The following is a 16,877-nucleotide window of genomic DNA, read 5'->3' on the forward strand; positions in this document are numbered from 1 at the left end:
GCGTGCTGAGTTAGACCTCATCCGGTAACTCGAAATGAGGATCTCGCCAGTAGATCGCCGTTTGGACTTGCTGCTCAGATGTATACGGCGCAGATTTTAAGCTCCTGGACCCACGGTTCTTTGCGTTCGCCGGTGGCGACCTTCGGTCGACGGAATGACATTCTGAATCAGCGGGCGCACGTGCAACAGCTCAAAATCGTCGAGTCCCCGAGGATGCTTTCCCCCTGCGTTTCAACTCGTCACCTGCGCGTCACCCTCAAGCGGCTTTGGTTGCCGCGCCACCCGGGCACCACCGCCGAAACTCCGCTTCCCGCCGCAGCTTCAGCGCCGCCAGTTCACGCGAGCCCGCGTGATCCCAGACCAGCAACTGCCACGCCGCATCGTCGTATCTGCCAGAGTTCAGATACCGGAGCAGCGTCGACGATGCCAGGCGCCCGGCTCCAAGATTGAACACGAAATCCACCAGCGCATCGAACTGCCCCTGGCTCAGGGGCACCCGGACGAGTCGGCTTACGGCCCCTTCGGCGATTGCAACGTCGGCAGCCAGGATCGACTCCGCCTGAGCCATCGTGATGCCCGCCGGGTACGACTCGGCCCCGGTGAGCCGGTGGCCATAGCCGATGGTCCTGAAGCCGGCAACGTCCGAGTAAACCCGATCCCGGAATCCCTCGGACTTCTTGAGCAGTTCCAGTCCTGCAGCGCTGAGGTGCATAGTCTTTCTCCCAAACAGAACGGCCGCTCGCCCGCATTTCCGGTTGGAAACGCCTGGCGAACGGCCTATAGTTCCAAGTTAGCAGCTTGGGCGAATTAGACTGCAAAACGCCGGCTAATTTTTTCTGGAACCCGCAGCCGCCGCAGTTTTGCCTGTAAGTTGCTCAAAATCAACGAGCAGTTTGGTCAGAGCCTCATCGAAATTGCGGTCGTGAGTTCTTTGCAGAGCGGCAACTCCGATTGACTCGTTCAGCGTCCAAAGAATGTAGTGGGTTTTTTCGTCGTAAATCGTAAGGCGAAACTCCGGCAGCGGGTCTGACGCTCCCTTCTGCTTATCGGCATTGGTCGGGCCAGCCGGGGCTATCAACCGCAGTTCCAGTACCAGTTCCGCATCAGACGGATCGGAAACCACCTCGTATCGTCCCGCTTGTCCGGCGGCTTTCAGAGCTGAATAGAACTGGGTATACGCCCGGTCGGGATTGCCGCTGAAGGGTTTTGGAAACAGTCCTCTCTCCGCACCTGCGTTGGAAAGAAAGAGCTTAGTGGCCGAACGGATCGCTGGAGGCACTCCAGCCGGATCCTGCGCCTTGGCAACGTTGTTCGACAGGGCCACCGGGCCGAGCGCCGCCAGGAGGACGAAGCCAATGGATTTCAATGACATACAAGCCTTCCCGATTTGCTGCACTGCAATGACGGCGCGTACCGGGCAAAAGTTCCTTTCCGACCTGGAGTTTGTCGTGGTACTCTTTGCCGCTACGGGGATTCCCGCGCGTACCCGGCGCATTGCCAGGGCGCGATTGACACTGGCCATCGAGTGGTCGGAAGAAGGCAAGAAGACGATTCTGCACCAGGATTTGGGCAGAGATCGCCGCAACCCTGAATTGCGTTCCTAGAGGCTTGGACTTCCGTACCGTATTACGGGTTCTTTGACCTCGTTTTTGCCTGGATCTCGTTGACTTCATTGGAGGATACCGCCCCCGCAGCAGCCGCCGGAAGCCCCGGTTTCTGCTACCCCGGCTGGTAAACTTAAACAATGCTCAAACGACCAGAAGCAACCAACATGATCCCCAAAAAGCCGCTGCCGTTATGGCTGCTGATTGGGACCTCTTGCGTGGCATTGGCCGGGATGTTGTGTACGCTTCCCGCCCGGACAGTGCAGGCGGATGCTGGAGTGCCACGGCCCGCAGCAGCAACTTCCCCCGCGGTGGTCGCCAACGCGACGCCGCAGATGAGCGCCCCCGCTCCGAAGCCGCATTCGAAACTCCTCAAGGGAATCGCCTCCTGGTACGGCGATCAGTTCGACGGCAAGAAGACGGCCAGCGGCGAAGAGTTCAGTCAGGACGAGATGACCGCATGCCATCCCACGCTTCCCTTCGGCAGCGAGGTGCGCGTTGTCAACCTGCGCAACCACAAGTCGGTTGTGGTCCGTATCACCGATCGCGCTGAGCTGGTCAAAGGGCGGGTCATCGACCTGTCGCACGCCGCGGCCGAAAAGCTGAGCATGACCAAGGCCGGCGTAGCACGCGTTTCGATCGAAGTACTGTCGATCGGCCATCCGGGCGTTTAGAAACACCAAATCAGAGGGGTGGAACGAGGGCCGGCCCGGTTGGGTCGGCCCTCGGCGTTTAGGGCTGACCGTCCGCTTGCGACAGCATCGCCTGCATGCGCTCGAGCAGCTCCGTCGGGTGGACCGGCTTTGGGAACACATCGAACCTCCGGCACTTCGACTGAATCTCGCGGCGAAGTTCCTGCAGGTCGGCCTGGCCAGAGATGAGCAGGACCCTGCAATGGGGCAGATGCTCGCAGACCTGGATCGCAGCATCGATTCCGGAGAGCCCCGGCATGTAGACATCGCTGAGCAGAAGGTCCGGAGACCACTCGACGGCTTTTTCTACCGCAGCGATCCCGTTGTAGACGACCCTCACATCGTAGCCGGCCCCGGTTAGAATCAGCTTGAGCGTGTCAGCAATGGTTTTTTCATCGTCCGCAACCAGGACGCGTGGTTTTTCACCGGAACGGAAGGCGCACATTTCGACAGCAGGACCTGGGGGAAGGAATATGCGAATCTTCGAATATACTAACGCACATGCCTGACTCCCTGCGCCAGTTCAAAGCCGAGGTGTTTCAAGCTCTGGGAAATCCCACGCGCATCGCCCTGGTGGACGAGTTGCGGGATGGCGAGTTGACCGTGGGAGTCCTGGCCGAGCGGCTTGACGCTGAGCAATCAAACATCTCGCAGCACCTGGCGGTCTTGCGCGCGCGGCAGATCGTGACCACGCGGAAGGTCGCAAATCAGGTGTTCTACTCGGTGCGGGATCCGCTGCTCTGGAAGATGCTCGACGTCATGCGCAGTTACTTCGAGAAGCAGGTGGGCGAGTCGGTTCGCATCCTCGAAAAGCAGGCTGCGAAGTAGTCGAGGCCCGCCTTTCCTCCAACTACCTTCTTACTCGCCCGCTCTTCCCTTCGCGCAGTGCAAAGATTTGTAAATCCGGTGGACAGCGACTTCGGCGGGACCTACTGTCAACGCTATGAAGGCCGCAGCAGAATACTCGTCGGATGTTCAAACGCCAGAGCAGACAAGGAGCACTGCTGAGAGCCGTCCTGCGCGCACCTTCGCTGCGTATCCGGGCTGGTTGAAGGCTGGCTTCTGCGTTTGTGTTGTGATCGCGGTGGCAGTCGTGATCCGGCGGATGATCGTGCTCTCAAGTGTTTCTTCCGTCGGCGGACCGCCCGAGATGAGCAATCTCGACGCTTGGTTCAAGTCCCACGCCGTCCTTACCTGGGTTCACATCACGGCCGCGCTGGCGTTCGTACTCCTACTTCCTATCATCTTCAGGCTGAGGCCGGAGAAGGCCGGCACTCTGCAGAGTGCCTTCTTCGTTCTCGGCGCGATCACCGGCGCGACTGCCTACGGCATGAGCCGCTACGCCGTGGGAGGATGGCTCGAGCGCTCCGCGGTGCTGGTCTTCGACACGCTCTTCCTGCTCTCGCTGGCCAAAGCCTATCAGCGATGGCGCGAAGGCGACGCAATCGGCCGCCGCATATGGATGACCCGAGCCGTAGCCGTTCTGCTGGGAATCGCTTCCACGCGTCCGGTAATGGCCGTCTTCTTTGCAACGGAGCGCCTCACGCACCTCACGACGAGCCAGTTCTTCGGCATCGCATTCTGGATCGGCTTCTCGATCAACACCATCGTCATCGAACTGTGGCTGCGATCCGTAATCAAGCGGTCAAATGTGCTGTCATAATCCCGCTGAGGCGGGCCCGGCTACTTCGCGGGTTTAGCGGCCAGCTGCGCAATCGGCAGCATCTTCAGATTCGGCCACTCGGTCGGGATGGGTTCAAACCTGGCGTTCGGCCACTCGGTAGGAATCGGAATCGGTCTCGCCATTCCGCTGGGCAGTAGAGCCTGCATGTTGTTCCGCGCACTCATGGCGAATACCCGCGGGTCCAGGCATGGAGGCTTGAAATGCCAGCTTGCATCTGGCTTGGCGGCCTCCTTCCGATCAGCACTACAGGGCTGCGCCTGAAAGGGAACGCTTCGGGTGTTCAGGCCGCTCTCCAGGCTGAATAGCGGCTCAACGAGGGTTGATGGGAGGCCGGACTCGTTTTGCGCGGCTGCGGTCGTAATGGCAGGCGACTGGCAGAATGCGGTCAACGCGATGCATTGCGAGAAAGCGGAGAGAACGATGCGTCTCATGGGTTGCCGCTCCTATGGCCGATCATTCGACGCTCGCAAGTATAGCAACGTAATCGCCGCGAATCCTGAAAACACAGGAGGTGCGAGCAGGATCACTCGATGCAAATGAGGTAATCGAAATGCGCCCCGGCCTGGTAGTGATCGTAATCACCTGCTTGTGACGCATTCCCGGACAGTGGTTGCGGCGGAGCAAAGTGCCGCAAGGAATTTCGGCCATCCTTGATGCACGAGTCTTTGAATCCGCCGCACTTATTCACCCCCGCCCCGAAGTCGTCACTAGAGAATGCGCAGCGGGCGTGTTAAGGTGTCCCCGTCGGAAGGGAAATCTGGGCCATGAGTGTCGAATCCAATTCGACTAAGCCGGGGTCTGCGAAAGCCAGGCTGCGGATTTGGAATCAGACAGAGGGCACCGTGGTCACGCCCGAGGTCGTGGAGATCGACACCTCCCGCGAGACCTTCGCCGTCGTCGCCCAGAGGCTCAAAGACATCGCAAGCGGCGGCATCTGGCTGAACCCCTACCGCGGCATTCCCCGCGTCAGCTTCATGCCTGAGCTCGACATCGTCTATCTCGACGAGCACTTCGAAGTGCTGCGCTGCATCGAGGGCTACCGGCAGGCGACGATGGACTTGCCGGAGATCTTCGCGAAAAGCGCCATCGTACTTCCGGCCGGTCGCCTGAGCGCGGCGCGCATTCAGTTTGAGGACAAGCTCGAGATACGCGACGTCGTCACCGGCGTGCGCAAGCGCTGGAAGGCTGCCGATTCCGGGGACTCCGACCAGAAGAGCGCAAGCGGCGAACACGGCCACCTCCGGGATGAGCTCGCCGGCGGTCTCCGAAATCTCTTCGGAGGGCTATTCGGGAGCAAAAAGCAAGAGCCAAGATCCCCATCGTCCGATCGCCGCAGCGGAAAGCGTCACGTCATCCCCGGATCGGTGGCCTACTTTTCCATCGGCAGTCCTCGTGCACAGGAGGTAAGCAACATCAGCACCGATGGCTTCTATGTGCGTACCGAGGATCGATGGACAGAGGGAACGAGCCTGCTGGTCGGGTTACAAATCACCAATCCGGTGAGCCACGAGGTGGAGGCGATGATCTCCGTGCAGTCGAAGGTGGTGCGAACGGGGCCGGACGGTGTTGGATTCGTCTACGACGACGAGCCGGCGCATCGCAACCCAATGCTCGGGGTAAAAAATCCGGAACAGCTCGTGCAGCTGCAAAAATTCATGCAGAGAATTCAACGAGGGTGATACAGATGGGCTCCCATGTCTCCAACGACAGGAGACATGGGGCACCCGGGCAGTCATTAGTTTGTGGCTCGAACGATCAGCGAGTCAGCATTCGGAATTGAGTGAGGCGATCCCGGCGCCTGCGATACTCCGCTCGTCGTCACCGTAAATACATAAAGCTTGCCCTTGCCGATGTTGGATCGCGTCACCGCGTACAGGTGGTTGCTGTGATCCCAATAGAGCGCATCAACCGGCACGCCTGTCAGCAGTGTCTTCGCGAAGGTCACCGGGTTGGCGCCGTGGTAGTGGAAGATATCAAGCCCATTGGAGCCGGCCACCGCCAGCAGCTTGCCCGATGGGTCCATACGCATGACGCGGGCTCCCGAACGAGTGTGCGGCATGTTGCTGTAGGTGCTCGTGGTGGTCAGGTTGCCGGTTGTGGTCGCGCTGTACGTGGCAATAGCAGGCGGACCGTAGGGGTCTCCGAAGATATCCAGTTCCTGCTCAAGAACGGCGAGATGATTAGTGGGATCTGTGGCGATTGTCAGAGGGCAGTATTCATCTGACGAGTTCTTGGGTGTGATCGCCGCGTTGCTGGAATGGATGACGTGCAACGTGCCGTCCGAGGCGCGGCTGAAATCGCTGATGAACCCGACTGATTCATGGTCGAATCCTGTGCAAACCGGCGAGTAAGCAAAGAGGTTATTGCCGAGGAAGTCCAGTTCCTGCCCTCCGAGGAAGACTTCGTCGGAGGTCGCCTTGTAGGTGAGCTTGCCCGTGGTGCTGCCGATCGCGTAGGTCTGTAAGCTGAAGCCCATGCAATCGCCGTCGGCGATCGGGTTATAGAGATTGCGTCCGGAGTGGTCGACCTTGAGCGGTCCAATGCCGCCGCAGAAGTTGCTGGCGTGAGACGCAGCATCCACAGTACCCACAAGCTGCGGCGCACCGGTTGAGCTGATCCAGTAGCTGTCGATCTGCGTTCCGCTCAGCCCGAAGAGATAGTGGCTGTTATCCCACAGGTCGTTGATGTCGTAGTTGAACGGAGCTCCGGTCACGCGATACAGGCTGCCGTCGGCGCGTGCGCCGTAGGCGTAAAGATCGTGTTTGGTGCTGGTGTTCGGACTGACGAGATTGGAGACGTAGACATACGCCACGTGAGTGGTCTGTGCGATTGCGGGCAAGGGCGAAACGACAACGCCTGCAGCCAGAACGGTTGCGCAGGCGAGCAAGGTGTTACGCAGCATGAGGAACTCCTTTTGATCAACTTTCCTGACCAATGAAGATGCCGCTCATGGCTGTTCGGGTTTGAATCGCAGCAGATAGAAAGAGGAGGAATGTTGCCAACCGCGCAATTACGGGGACGGAATGGACTGCTTCCCAAAAGCAGAAGCCCAGAGCTCGCGCCCTGGGCTGTTTTTGAATCGTAGAAGTTCCGCTTCGAGGTTATTGTCCGGCTTCAGGAATCTTGTAAGGCTTCGACAGCCATTGGCGCGCTTCGTTCACCGCCCCTTGTGTGTTGTCGTTGGTCTGCACTGCCAGGCGATACTCCTGCACCGCGCGATCGCGCTGGCCGGTGAGGTCAAAAATCTTGCCGATGGCGATGTGGCTCCACACTTCCGTCCACCGCGGCTCGCCATCGCCGCGCAACGCATCGCGATACGCATTTACGGCAGCCTGGTAGTTGCGCTGCGTGAAGAGCACCTCGCCGATGCGGTAGCTGGCCAGCGAACTCTGCGAGTTGGCCTGCAGCGCCTTCTGGTACTCGGCCAGCGCACCGACCAGATCGTTCTGCGCGACCAACTGCTGTCCCTTCAGGATGGCGATGCGCACCTGCAGATCGGGCGAAGACTTCAGAACCCAGTCGCCGGGATCGATGGAGATGCGGCGCGGCCTTCCGAAGGTGTCCACCGTGTACTGCGAGTCGGTGCCGACGACGTCGACCTTCTGGTCCACGGTCTTGCCGTCCGTCTCTACCCGCAGATTGACCGGCATGTTGAAGAGATCGAGATCCTGATTGATCTGCCCGATCGTCCGGAATCCCTTGTTATTCCCCAGCCGGTATACCGAGTACTTGTTCGTGAAGGTAGGCGCCCCAGTGCCGTCGACCCATTGCGAGAAGAATGGAGTGAGCTGCTGCTGGCTCTGCGCTTCGGCCACCTTGTAGAAGTCCGTCGCGCGAATGCCCTTGTCCGTGTACTGGCTCAATGCAGCTTTCAGAACGGTGCTGAAAGCCTTGTCGCCGATCTCGCCGCGCAGCATGTGGAAGATCTCCGCGCCCTTCTCCAGAGTCATCGATTGAAATTCCGGCGAGAAGGGGCTCAGGCGCGACACGCTCGACAGCGGAATGGTGTCGTAGGCCAGAGCTCCGGCCGAGACATCCTGCAGCGCGGTCTTCAGCGCGGTCTTTCCGTTCTCGTCCTCGATATACATCAGCTCGCCGTAGCGCGACATGCCGTTGGTGATCCACGCATCATTCAGCGTCTTGGGGCTGACCTCGCTACCCCACCAGAGATGGGCCATGGTGTTCGCCAGCAGGCGGACGCCGGATTTATCTCCAGTCCGCGAGCCCATGATCGCAGTGAGCTCCGGCGCGTACATCGCCGGCAGCGTATCGTCTGGAAGCTCGACGACGTTCACCCGGCCGCTCTCCAGCGCTCCGAACTTATCGGTGAAAAACGCAAACTGGCGGCTCGCAGTCTGCGCCAGCTGGTTTCCCGCAGCCTGGTGGCTCACCGTCAGGTAGACGTTGGGGCTGCCCATCCCGGCGGAGACCGGACCAACGAACCGTCCCGCGATAATGGTTCCCGGGAAGCCCGGCTTGTTCCAGTTGAAGTCGTACTCGTCGCCCGGCTTGCCGTCGGCGAGCTTCACCGTCTTCGGCTGGCCTTGAGCACCGCTCCCGAAGACCTTCATCCCCTGCGGCACGCGCATGTGAATCTCGGCCGTGAAGCGGTCGGTCATGAAGCCCGTCGTCGGGAACCAGCGCGCCGGATAGAGCAAGTACGTGATCGGCTCCTGGATCGCCGCCAGCTTCAGCCCTTCCACCGGGCCGTCTTCGTTGCCGGTGATCACTCCCTCATAGTCGAAGGTCCAGTGCATCGGCTGGTCGGCCACGGGCGGGGTCGCCGGGGTCACCCGGATGGTTCCATCCGCGGAGCGCTCGCCGGTGAGGACCTTGCCCTTGTCGTCGGTGATTTTGTTCACCTTCAGCGCGGGGTGGAAGCCGAAGCTCACCATCTCCGCGTTTTCAGGCGCAGTCAGGGTAAGGGCGGCCTTGGCCGTCAGCTTGTGGGTAGCCGTGTCGATCTCGGCGTCGATCACGTAGGCGCTGATGTTGAGGGTGGGCCGCTCGGGCCGAGCCGTTGGCTGCGCGGCTAAAGAGGCCGCCGCAAGAATGGGCAGGATGGCCGAAAAGGCCAGCCTGCGGAGCGAACATTTCCGATTCATTTCAATCATTAGACGCATGGCTATTCCCGTCGCGACATAGCTTTAGATGGCAAATGCAGCTTCATCATGATTCCACAGGCGCCGGCACCGGGGAACCGAGCTGCTTGAGAGTGATGGCGGCCACCCGGCTGATCGCAGTTTCCGTTTCGACCCCGAACCCGACTGGGGCGATCGTGAGCAGGTCGCGAATCCTGGCCAGCTCCATCTTCATGGACTCCCGAACTGCTCCTTCCGGTAGCAGCGGCTCGATCTGCCGGACGATGTTGCCGGCCGTAAATGCGTTTTGAATCAGCTCCGGAACCACCATCTTCCCGGCGATCAGGTTGGGCATGGCCACGAAAGGCACCTTCACGATACGCCGCGCGATCTCGTAGGTCAGCTTCGAAACCCGGTACACGGCAATGAACGGATTGCCCAGCAGGGCAGCTTCCACCGTCGCCGTTCCGCTGGCCACCACCGAAGCCCGCGCGTGATACAGCGCGCCACGTGCGTCGTCCACCGTGTGGACGGGCAAACCCTCGCCGTGGTGCCTCACCAGCGCCGCAAGCATCTTTCGCTGGGATGCATTCAGAGTAGGTGCAAGAGGGATGACGAACTCGAATTCCTTCCGCGAACCCGCCGCCCGCGGTCCGCGCAGCGACAGAATCCGCGCCGCCGCCAGCATCTGCGGCAGGTTATCGCCGATCTCCTTGGGGCGGCTGCCCGGCAGCAGGGCGATCCACGAGCGCTCAGGATTCAGGCCGGCTTCGCGCGCAAAGCGTTCGCGCGTAATCTCCGGCGTCGACAGGTCCGCCAGCGGATGCCCGACAAACGTCACTTCCACCCCGTGCTCGCGGTAAAACGGCTCCTCGAACGGAAAGATCACCAGCATCTTGCTGACGTACTTCTGCACCAGCTTGATGCGGTGTTTTTTCCAAGCCCAGAGCTGCGGGCTCACAAAGAAGATCACCGGAATTCCAAGCCGGTGAAACTCCTCCGCTAGCTTGAAATGGATATCGGGAAAGTCGATCAGAATGGCGATATCCGGCCGGTGCTGGCGGATGGAGGCCTTCAGCTTGCGGAACTCCCGGTAAATCCGCGGCAGGTGCCGAACCACCTCGGTGATGCCCATGACCGCCACATCTTCTGACCGGACGATCCGCTTCAGTCCGGCCTGCACCATGCGCGGCCCGCCCATGCCGAGGAACGTGGCATCGCGTCCTGACAGCGCAAGCTGGTTGCGCAGCTCGTCGATCAGGAGTGCGCCATAGTGCTCGCCACTGGCCTCGCCGGCGGAGATAAAGATGGAGGGATCAGACATTCATGCCCCGGTCCGCGCTCTTTGACTTCAATGATATAGGGCGGAAAACGGCAGAGCAGGCAACAGGACGGCAGGGACAAGGCGACGAGGGGACAAGGGACAAAGGGACCGAGGGACAAAGGGACAGAGGGAGATACTCATCACCAACGATGAGACAGGCTGATCCTCTCAGCTAAGAGCTAAGAGCTAAGAGCTAAGAGCTAAGAGCCAAGAGCCAAGAGCCAGGAGCCAACAGCTAATCCTGGCCCCTACGCCGCTCCCACCTGTAACTCCGCGCTCGCCTTCAGCCGGTGAACCAGCCCTTCCAGCTCCATGTAGTTCCTGCCGTCCTGGATCTGCCCGTCACGCACCACCAGGTAAGAGCAGCCCTCGAGCGCGACCTTCTGCAGGGTAGGCGCAAAGCCAAGCGCGTCGCCCAGATGCGTCATGTGGGCCACCCAGGTTACGGCGACGCGGTCGTCCTCGCACACGATATCGTGCACCGTGACATGCAGATCGGGAAACGCCGCGATGAACGAGCGGTGGATCTCCTTGAACTTCTCCGGGCCCACCAGCACCGCGTCCGCTTGCGGAAACCCGTAGGCCTTGCCGCCCGGGGCGAACATCTCGTCGATGGCTTCCTCGCGCTGTTTGTTCCAGACCTCTTCGAACCAGCGGTGGACAAGTTCACGATTGGCTGTGGACATGAGAGACCCCCGTGCGCCGAAGGATAGCAAAGACTCCGCACCGAAAACAGAGGAATGTTGATGCTGCCCTGCCAAGCCCCGACGCCGGTGCCTCACTCTCAGAAGCCCTGGCTCACGCTCACCACAACGCTGTTCATCCCCGTGTGATTGGTTGCGCGCAGGAAGTGCCCGGCGAAAACATGCCCCGCCGTGAACTCGAGCTGCGTCAGACGGCTCACCTTCCACTTGGCCTGAACATCCGGCTCATGCCCGATAAAGTTCCCTTCCAATCCGTTCGAGGCGATCGTCACCTTGCCGCTGCCGTAGATCCCGTCCCTTCGATTCGTAAGCCAGAGCCAGTTTTCGGCTGCACCGAACGAAACCCCCGCCCCCGCCTTCTGCTGAAAAGCCGCCCGCGCATGTGTCAGGTTGGTCCAGCAGAACTGATCGGCAGCACCAACTTTGTCGTGGTTGCCGGGGAACAGCGTGTCAAACGCCTCGTGACGTCCGTCTTTCGCATCGCTGTCTCCGCTGCCCCGATTCAGCTCAACCCACGCCTTCGGCGCGTGCCGGGCATTGCGCCCGCTATAGCGCAGCATGGTGTGCGCAGCCCATGCCGACAGCGGCTCCCCCGCATATGATCCGCGTTGAATCGCCGCTTCCATGCCGTAATCGAAGCGATCCGGCAGACTTCCCGCCCACCGCACTCCCGCAGTCTTTTCGTCGAGATTGCCCGACCGGCCAATCTCGCCCTTCACCCCGTGCTCCAGCTTCCAGAAGGCGTACGGCTCGACGACCGCCGCCGGCGCCAGCTTGGCAAACGAGGCATACAGCCCATGAAAATGCTCCCCCGGAGTCGGCATGGCGAAGCCATCAATCGCGATCTTGTCCGACACTCCCGAAAACGCGTCGAGCTGCATGCGCTTCGACCGCACCGTGAGCCGCGCTGCATCAAACGTGCGCCCCACATTCGACCAGTTTCCATCCGACAGCAGTCTTCCTTCGCCGAACTCCAGCCCCTGCCTGCCCGCACGCAGTGTGAGCGCGCGCGTCTCGCGATTACCAAGCTCCACATACCCAAGACGCAGATCGATCGGATCCTTCTGCGTCGAGGGCGGCGGCGTCACATTGGTGAAGAACACGCGCGCATCCTGCGCCTGCAGGAAGAACCGCAGCGAGTCGAGCGGCGTGGCATCGAGACTCAGCCGCATCCGATGCAGCAGATACGTGTTGTCTTTCGCTCTGAACTGAACCCCCGCCAGCGTCTCCACGCGCATCCGTTCTTCCGCGCTGAACTTCAGCCATGACGGCAGTTCCGCATTCAGATAACCTGCCGGACTCGTGCTCGTATTCCCCCGCTTATCCGCACACCGGGTTTCAAGAGACGAGCTCAACGCAATCACCAGACAGCAACAGCACACCACGATCTTTCTCATCATGCCGACAAACCTTCGCGCGGTCCCGAGAAGAGCCCGACTCTGGTTTCATCGGCGCCGATCCTTAGAGAATGAGGGCCCTATGCGCGCGGCACACTGCGCCCCTGCCGCATTGCTCCCGCTGCCATGCGGCGCTATCCTGAGTTTCCCGGAGGCGATGCGCTCGATGGCCCGACTCGTGTATGCCCTCAACCAGTCCCTCGATGGATACGTCGACCACACCCGCATGGGGCCGCCTCATCCCGAGCTCTTTCGCCACTTCATCGAGCTCACGCGCGCCTCATCGGGCCTGCTCTACGGCCGCCGCACCTACGAGATCATGAGCTACTGGCAAACCGATCTTCCCGATTGGAACGCGGACGAACACGCATTCGCCGCAGCATGGCGCAGCAAGCCCAAGTGGGTTGTGTCGCGCACGCTGCATTTCGCAGGCCCCAACGCCACGCTTCTCGACCGCGACTTCGCTTCAGCCATACGCGCATTGAAGTCTCAGCTCGAAGGCGAGCTTCTCGTTGCCGGACCAAACCTCGCAGCGACCCTCACCGATCTCATCGACGAGTACCGCCTCTACGTTCATCCCGTCGTGCTCGGCTCCGGCCAGCCCTTCTTCGCCGCTGCCCGGCCTCCGCTCCGCGTAACGGCCACCGATCAGGTCGCTGGTGTAATCCGGCTGACCTGCGTTCCCGCATAAAATGTCGCTTGGTCTGGAGTAGAGCCAGATCCCGCACACGGCAACGACCAAGAATGCAGGAATATGCCAGCCCAGCAGGGCCTACCAGTTCCGAAATCTTGTTATTTCCGCATACGCGGTTCTCCATCAGCGATACCTAGAACGCGCTAAAACGGGTTGATCCGCAGGGGTGCTTTTATCTCCTAGCTTCGATTTTGAAGGAGATTTGTGCGGGCTTGGCTGCCGTATCAAGCCATGCCGTGTAATGTCCAGGCGGCAGCGAACATGCGCTCCGATCATATAGCTTTCTAATGCAGTCGATGTGTCCAGAGCACGCGGAATAGGCTGCTCGATTGACCCAGCGTGTGTCGCAATCGTTCACGGATTCCTGACTCGTGTACTGTGCGTGCGCGATTTGTTCGCCGTCTTTGAATAGCCATTTCGAGTAAAGGTCTAGCCTCATCATCGCGCTAATCGGGCAAGAGATTCGCAGGTATTGCGTTCCGTCCTGTTCAATCACTAGGTGCTTTGTCCAGCTAGAATTCTCGACGGCTCCCTGAGCATTCACGCCAGGCGAAAAGCAACCCCTGGCTCCTTTGCATCGGCAGGTCAGTGAGAATCCGATGGCGTCACCGGACGCATAGAGTGGCTTGTCCGAACTTACGCGGCATTCGTTCAGCGTCGCAAACTTGGTGGCATGAATGCGCACTTGGCCGTCATCGCCATATTCGCTGGCTTCGGACACCCTATCGCCCTTGCGGGTCCAAACTGATCTCTTACGTCCGTCAGGATAAAAGCGGGTTTCCGTCGAAGTGTTTCTTCTCACTTCAGTGGTCATTTCCAGGTGACCCTGCTCGTCGAAGACCTTATGGTGTACCGGCTTTCCGTGGCGCCATTCGCCCTGCGTTTTAATCCTACCGTTCAGGTAATAGCCCGTTCGTATCCCATCTAAGATACCGCCCCGGTACGTCGAATCTCCCTCGATCGCGCCACTCTCATAAAAGGAATGTTCGACGCCCTCCGCATGATTGTGCTCGAAGGGGATTTTCATCATGGGCTTGCCATCGGGGTAGTAGCCTGTTGCGAGACCGTCCGGAACAGTACCGGAGACCGGTGCAATGTTGCCCCATGTATCCGTATGTTGTCTCGCAATCTCTTTGGCCCCCTGCTTGAATATCAATTCTGAGTTGTACGACCACGAATTTCCGGGCACGGCCCGTACGGTGACGGCTTCCTGGGCAAGCATGTGAGAAGCGCAAGCCACACAGGTTACAGCAATAAAACCGATAAGATCCGCACTTTTCACCGCACGTCACCACCCGCATCATCCCTATCGTTCATATCGTAGATCGAACAAGGGCCAACAACCTGCAGATGAATTGCGAGAGATTGGTCCCGATACGGAGCCTATTTCCCGAACTCCGACTATCCGCGGCGTCGAAACACCAGCTGCCGTTATCGAGCCGCTCCGGTCATCGATCCCGCGCGCTTTACGGAAACTCACCGGCCCGGCTGCTCACTTTGGGCCATAGACGGCCGCGTTGCAAAGGCATACTATCCGCATCAGTTCCCATACCCTTTCTGGTGCTGTCCGTTGCACACAGACCCGAGCGATAGATGATCAAGCTGGTCGCTGTTCTTATGTGCGTGATGATTCCTGTCTCCGCGTGGGGGCTGGACAGCGGATTCAAAATCGGATACGACGGTGGATCGCTTCAGAACGTGAAGGCTGGAGACCCGGTCGAACTGCACATCGGCGCCTCCGCCGTTCGCCTCGTCAAAGACGGAAAAGACCTGGCGCTCATCCCTGCATCCGCAGTCACTGAGATCACCTACGGGCAGGACGTTCACCGGCGCGTGGGTGAGGCGATCGCCCTCGGGGTCGTGACCTGGGGAGTGGGCGGCCTGCTCGCGCTGTCGAAATCGAAGAAGCACTTCATCGGGCTGACTTGGGACGATTCCGGCCAGAAGGGTGGTTTCGCCTTCCGTGCCGACAAGCGCGACTACCGAGGAATCCTGACCGGCCTCGAAGGAATCACCGGAAAGAAGGCAGTCGACTCGCACGCCATGACCGTGAAGAACTAACTCGCGCGTCTCGCTCCCTACAGCCCTACCTTTACCCCGTTTTAGCGCTCTGGTGAGTTCGCGCCTGCTTGGAGTCGTGCCTGAACACCCTTTGCCACAACCACAGAGATGCGTAGTCCACACAGAAATCAGCGGCTCCAATGGGCGTGACGATTCCCCCGAGAAATCGCGAATGATCACACGGACCTGCGATCCCCATCACCGAGCAGCGCCAGCCAACCGTTTATAGGGAAAGCGATGGACGAACAACGCGTCGAACTCGTGTTTGTGGACGAAAGTCCAGACGTGGTGAACTCGTGGGCCAGTGCCTTCGGACGCCGGCGGCCGGAGCACCTCAAGTTCATGCTCGGAAATCTGTTTCATAGTGGTCCCGGCGTTATCGTCACACCGAGTAACTCAGAAGGCGAGCTCAGCGCCGGAGTTGACTTTCAATTGAAGATGCTATTCCCGGAGCTTGAAGCAAAGCTGGAACAGCACATCCGCATTGAGCCGGCAGGACGTCTTCACATCGAAAGGCCGGTCTGGATCGAGACTGGAAATATCGAACATCCAGCGGTCATCTTCTCGGCTCTGCTGAACTCTCCTTCCGATCCTGCAACACCGAATCGTGTCTACAAGGCAAGCCTCGCCGTGTTCCGGCTTGTCCAACAGCATGGTTTTCCAGGTCTCACGCGCAGGGTGCTTATCCCCGGCTTCGGAACGGGAGTCGCTGGACTCGATGCGGATGTAGCGGCACGAAAGATGTGCCAGGCCTACTTCCGCTCAGTCGAGCGGTAGAGCACAACTTCATCGGCGGCTGACTTGGACGCAGAATCCAGCAGCCACCGCGAGTTTTTGAATGCGGCAAGCGGGCCAGAATCGGGGGTGAATGAGCGGTCATGAGATTCGCGATAGCTGTAGGCGTAATTCTAGTTGTGGGATTGCTCGCCATTATCTTTCAAAGGCGGCAACGAACAGACCTTTCGGAACGATGCGCCCGCGTGCTGGCTGCTACGGCAAAACTCTCGCCCACAAAGACCACCGTATCCAATTCTGGCGCCGATCTCTCTGTTGCGGGCAGGCAGGTCCATGTGCGCGCCCGAATCGAGAACCGGAAGCGGAGCAGGGAGAAATTCTTTGTGGCCCTGGCAGTCGACCTGTTTGTAGACGGCGTACTACAGCCGCTTACTTTGGGAGCAGTTGGAGTGGCGAATACAGATCAGGATGCAGAGGACACCGCGATTGAAGAATGGGCGCAGTACGTCGGCATTGCGCTATTCGAGGCACTCGCCTCAGATCGTGATGCAGGTCTGCCATTGGATGGCTTCGCTGCTTTCGCTGGGCTGACTGGCGTCCGCGGTGCCGAAGTCTCTTTGCCCGAGCATATGACTAGAGACCTCCTCGGACCATTGAAGACAGTGGCGCCGCTGCTCATGTCCTCCGAAAGTGAATTCCATTCAATATCGATCATGGTCACCGTGCAGCAGGGCGCGATTACGGGTGGTGAATGCCGCGTGGATGGCCTCATTTCGTCGGAGGCCCTTACGGCAGTTCAGGATTTTCCGTGGCCGAAGACCCCGGCTGAGTACCTGTTGAAACAGTTCTACGTTCTCCGTCGACGATAGGCGACTCGCAGGGCAAGCGAAATTTCTCGAGA

The 16,877-nt window shown here is 59.8% G+C and carries 19 protein-coding genes; 9 read left to right on the top strand and 10 right to left on the bottom strand.

Annotated features, from left to right (window positions below; genetic code table 11):
• Nucleotides 1-256: 256 nt before the first annotated feature.
• The gene (locus tag DHV10_RS11205) at nucleotides 257-712 is read right to left on the bottom strand and encodes a lysozyme (RefSeq protein WP_109486404.1); all 456 of its coding nucleotides are present in this window, start codon (nucleotides 710-712) and stop codon (nucleotides 257-259) included.
• Nucleotides 713-826: 114 nt separating this feature from the next.
• Complete coding sequence (locus tag DHV10_RS11210) at nucleotides 827-1,372, bottom strand: hypothetical protein (protein WP_239461499.1); 546 nt, start codon at nucleotides 1,370-1,372, stop codon at nucleotides 827-829.
• Here DHV10_RS11210 and DHV10_RS11215 point away from each other — a divergent pair.
• Both DHV10_RS11215 and DHV10_RS11220 read left to right on the top strand, forming a co-directional pair.
• Complete coding sequence (locus DHV10_RS11215) at nucleotides 1,356-1,604, top strand: hypothetical protein (RefSeq protein ID WP_109486406.1); 249 nt, start codon at nucleotides 1,356-1,358, stop codon at nucleotides 1,602-1,604. The two genes, DHV10_RS11210 and DHV10_RS11215, sit on opposite strands and share 17 nt — an antisense overlap.
• Before the next feature lie 167 nt (nucleotides 1,605-1,771).
• Complete coding sequence (locus tag DHV10_RS11220) at nucleotides 1,772-2,278, top strand: septal ring lytic transglycosylase RlpA family protein (protein WP_204101388.1); 507 nt, start codon at nucleotides 1,772-1,774, stop codon at nucleotides 2,276-2,278.
• Nucleotides 2,279-2,336: 58 nt separating this feature from the next.
• Here DHV10_RS11220 and DHV10_RS11225 read toward each other — a convergent pair whose 3' ends face one another.
• The gene (locus DHV10_RS11225; RefSeq protein WP_109486408.1) at nucleotides 2,337-2,741 is read right to left on the bottom strand and encodes a response regulator; all 405 of its coding nucleotides are present in this window, start codon (nucleotides 2,739-2,741) and stop codon (nucleotides 2,337-2,339) included.
• Between the two features lie 56 nt (nucleotides 2,742-2,797).
• Here DHV10_RS11225 and DHV10_RS11230 point away from each other — a divergent pair, with 56 nt between their 5' ends.
• Complete coding sequence (locus DHV10_RS11230; RefSeq protein WP_109486409.1) at nucleotides 2,798-3,124, top strand: ArsR/SmtB family transcription factor; 327 nt, start codon at nucleotides 2,798-2,800, stop codon at nucleotides 3,122-3,124.
• Between the two features lie 115 nt (nucleotides 3,125-3,239).
• Entirely contained in the window at nucleotides 3,240-3,959 is a 720-nt protein-coding gene (locus DHV10_RS11235; RefSeq protein WP_239461502.1) for a DUF2306 domain-containing protein, read from the top strand.
• Nucleotides 3,960-3,979: 20 nt separating this feature from the next.
• Here the strand turns inward: DHV10_RS11235 and DHV10_RS11240 are convergent, their stop codons facing one another.
• Nucleotides 3,980-4,411, bottom strand: coding sequence for a hypothetical protein (locus DHV10_RS11240; protein ID WP_109486410.1), 432 nt, complete (start codon nucleotides 4,409-4,411; stop codon nucleotides 3,980-3,982).
• Between the two features lie 333 nt (nucleotides 4,412-4,744).
• Between DHV10_RS11240 and DHV10_RS11245 the strand changes: the two genes are divergently transcribed.
• The gene (locus tag DHV10_RS11245) at nucleotides 4,745-5,659 is read left to right on the top strand and encodes a PilZ domain-containing protein (protein WP_109486411.1); all 915 of its coding nucleotides are present in this window, start codon (nucleotides 4,745-4,747) and stop codon (nucleotides 5,657-5,659) included.
• Between the two features lie 56 nt (nucleotides 5,660-5,715).
• On the opposite strand, the gene DHV10_RS11250 is transcribed toward DHV10_RS11245, so the two are convergent.
• From DHV10_RS11250 to DHV10_RS11270, 5 genes are all read right to left on the bottom strand, one after another.
• Complete coding sequence (locus DHV10_RS11250; RefSeq protein WP_162601437.1) at nucleotides 5,716-6,882, bottom strand: hypothetical protein; 1,167 nt, start codon at nucleotides 6,880-6,882, stop codon at nucleotides 5,716-5,718.
• 199 nt (nucleotides 6,883-7,081) lie between these two features.
• A complete protein-coding gene (locus DHV10_RS11255) occupies nucleotides 7,082-9,085 on the bottom strand; it encodes a M1 family aminopeptidase (RefSeq protein ID WP_109486559.1) in 2,004 nt (667 codons plus the stop codon).
• 64 nt (nucleotides 9,086-9,149) lie between these two features.
• Entirely contained in the window at nucleotides 9,150-10,385 is a 1,236-nt protein-coding gene (lpxB, locus tag DHV10_RS11260) for a lipid-A-disaccharide synthase (protein ID WP_109486413.1), read from the bottom strand.
• Between the two features lie 248 nt (nucleotides 10,386-10,633).
• Nucleotides 10,634-11,071, bottom strand: a complete 438-nt coding sequence (locus DHV10_RS11265; protein WP_109486414.1) for an ester cyclase — start codon at nucleotides 11,069-11,071, stop codon at nucleotides 10,634-10,636.
• A gap of 98 nt (nucleotides 11,072-11,169) precedes the next feature.
• Entirely contained in the window at nucleotides 11,170-12,489 is a 1,320-nt protein-coding gene (locus DHV10_RS11270) for an alginate export family protein (protein WP_109486415.1), read from the bottom strand.
• 163 nt (nucleotides 12,490-12,652) lie between these two features.
• On the opposite strand from DHV10_RS11270, the gene DHV10_RS11275 reads away from it, so the two are divergent.
• Nucleotides 12,653-13,177 (top strand): dihydrofolate reductase family protein, encoded by a 525-nt coding sequence (locus DHV10_RS11275; protein ID WP_109486560.1) that lies wholly within the window; start codon nucleotides 12,653-12,655, stop codon nucleotides 13,175-13,177.
• 175 nt (nucleotides 13,178-13,352) lie between these two features.
• Here the strand turns inward: DHV10_RS11275 and DHV10_RS11280 are convergent, their stop codons facing one another.
• Nucleotides 13,353-14,462, bottom strand: a complete 1,110-nt coding sequence (locus tag DHV10_RS11280; protein ID WP_162601438.1) for a toxin-antitoxin system YwqK family antitoxin — start codon at nucleotides 14,460-14,462, stop codon at nucleotides 13,353-13,355.
• A 311-nt stretch (nucleotides 14,463-14,773) separates the two neighbouring features.
• On the opposite strand from DHV10_RS11280, the gene DHV10_RS11285 reads away from it, so the two are divergent.
• The 3 genes from DHV10_RS11285 to DHV10_RS11295 all read left to right on the top strand — a co-directional run bounded on the left by DHV10_RS11285 (nucleotide 14,774) and on the right by DHV10_RS11295 (nucleotide 16,845).
• Entirely contained in the window at nucleotides 14,774-15,241 is a 468-nt protein-coding gene (locus DHV10_RS11285) for a hypothetical protein (protein ID WP_109486417.1), read from the top strand.
• 237 nt (nucleotides 15,242-15,478) lie between these two features.
• Nucleotides 15,479-16,018: a macro domain-containing protein gene (locus DHV10_RS11290; RefSeq protein WP_109486418.1), complete on the top strand. Its 540-nt coding sequence runs from the start codon at nucleotides 15,479-15,481 to the stop codon at nucleotides 16,016-16,018.
• 101 nt (nucleotides 16,019-16,119) lie between these two features.
• The gene (locus DHV10_RS11295) at nucleotides 16,120-16,845 is read left to right on the top strand and encodes a DUF6348 family protein (protein WP_109486419.1); all 726 of its coding nucleotides are present in this window, start codon (nucleotides 16,120-16,122) and stop codon (nucleotides 16,843-16,845) included.
• Nucleotides 16,846-16,877 lie beyond the last annotated feature (32 nt).

Origin of the sequence: Occallatibacter savannae (genome assembly GCF_003131205.1) — a bacterium.
GTDB lineage: Bacteria > Acidobacteriota > Terriglobia > Terriglobales > Acidobacteriaceae > Telmatobacter > Telmatobacter savannae.

Excerpts from the sequence above, each read along its gene's own strand:
- DHV10_RS11290 (WP_109486418.1), top strand. The coding sequence starts at position 15,479 with ATGGACGAACAACGCGTCGAACTCGTGTTTGTGGACGAAAGTCCAGAC.
- DHV10_RS11285 (WP_109486417.1), top strand. The coding sequence starts at position 14,774 with ATGATCAAGCTGGTCGCTGTTCTTATGTGCGTGATGATTCCTGTCTCC.
- DHV10_RS11240 (WP_109486410.1), bottom strand. The coding sequence starts at position 4,411 with ATGAGACGCATCGTTCTCTCCGCTTTCTCGCAATGCATCGCGTTGACC.
- DHV10_RS11230 (WP_109486409.1), top strand. The coding sequence starts at position 2,798 with ATGCCTGACTCCCTGCGCCAGTTCAAAGCCGAGGTGTTTCAAGCTCTG.
- DHV10_RS11265 (WP_109486414.1), bottom strand. The coding sequence starts at position 11,071 with ATGTCCACAGCCAATCGTGAACTTGTCCACCGCTGGTTCGAAGAGGTC.
- lpxB (WP_109486413.1), bottom strand. The coding sequence starts at position 10,385 with ATGTCTGATCCCTCCATCTTTATCTCCGCCGGCGAGGCCAGTGGCGAG.
- DHV10_RS11250 (WP_162601437.1), bottom strand. The coding sequence starts at position 6,882 with ATGCTGCGTAACACCTTGCTCGCCTGCGCAACCGTTCTGGCTGCAGGC.
- DHV10_RS11210 (WP_239461499.1), bottom strand. The coding sequence starts at position 1,372 with ATGTCATTGAAATCCATTGGCTTCGTCCTCCTGGCGGCGCTCGGCCCG.
- DHV10_RS11235 (WP_239461502.1), top strand. The coding sequence starts at position 3,240 with ATGAAGGCCGCAGCAGAATACTCGTCGGATGTTCAAACGCCAGAGCAG.
- DHV10_RS11275 (WP_109486560.1), top strand. The coding sequence starts at position 12,653 with ATGGCCCGACTCGTGTATGCCCTCAACCAGTCCCTCGATGGATACGTC.
- DHV10_RS11225 (WP_109486408.1), bottom strand. The coding sequence starts at position 2,741 with ATGTGCGCCTTCCGTTCCGGTGAAAAACCACGCGTCCTGGTTGCGGAC.
- DHV10_RS11270 (WP_109486415.1), bottom strand. The coding sequence starts at position 12,489 with ATGATGAGAAAGATCGTGGTGTGCTGTTGCTGTCTGGTGATTGCGTTG.
- DHV10_RS11295 (WP_109486419.1), top strand. The coding sequence starts at position 16,120 with ATGAGATTCGCGATAGCTGTAGGCGTAATTCTAGTTGTGGGATTGCTC.
- DHV10_RS11245 (WP_109486411.1), top strand. The coding sequence starts at position 4,745 with ATGAGTGTCGAATCCAATTCGACTAAGCCGGGGTCTGCGAAAGCCAGG.
- DHV10_RS11220 (WP_204101388.1), top strand. The coding sequence starts at position 1,772 with ATGATCCCCAAAAAGCCGCTGCCGTTATGGCTGCTGATTGGGACCTCT.
- DHV10_RS11255 (WP_109486559.1), bottom strand. The coding sequence starts at position 9,085 with ATGAATCGGAAATGTTCGCTCCGCAGGCTGGCCTTTTCGGCCATCCTG.
- DHV10_RS11205 (WP_109486404.1), bottom strand. The coding sequence starts at position 712 with ATGCACCTCAGCGCTGCAGGACTGGAACTGCTCAAGAAGTCCGAGGGA.
- DHV10_RS11215 (WP_109486406.1), top strand. The coding sequence starts at position 1,356 with ATGGATTTCAATGACATACAAGCCTTCCCGATTTGCTGCACTGCAATG.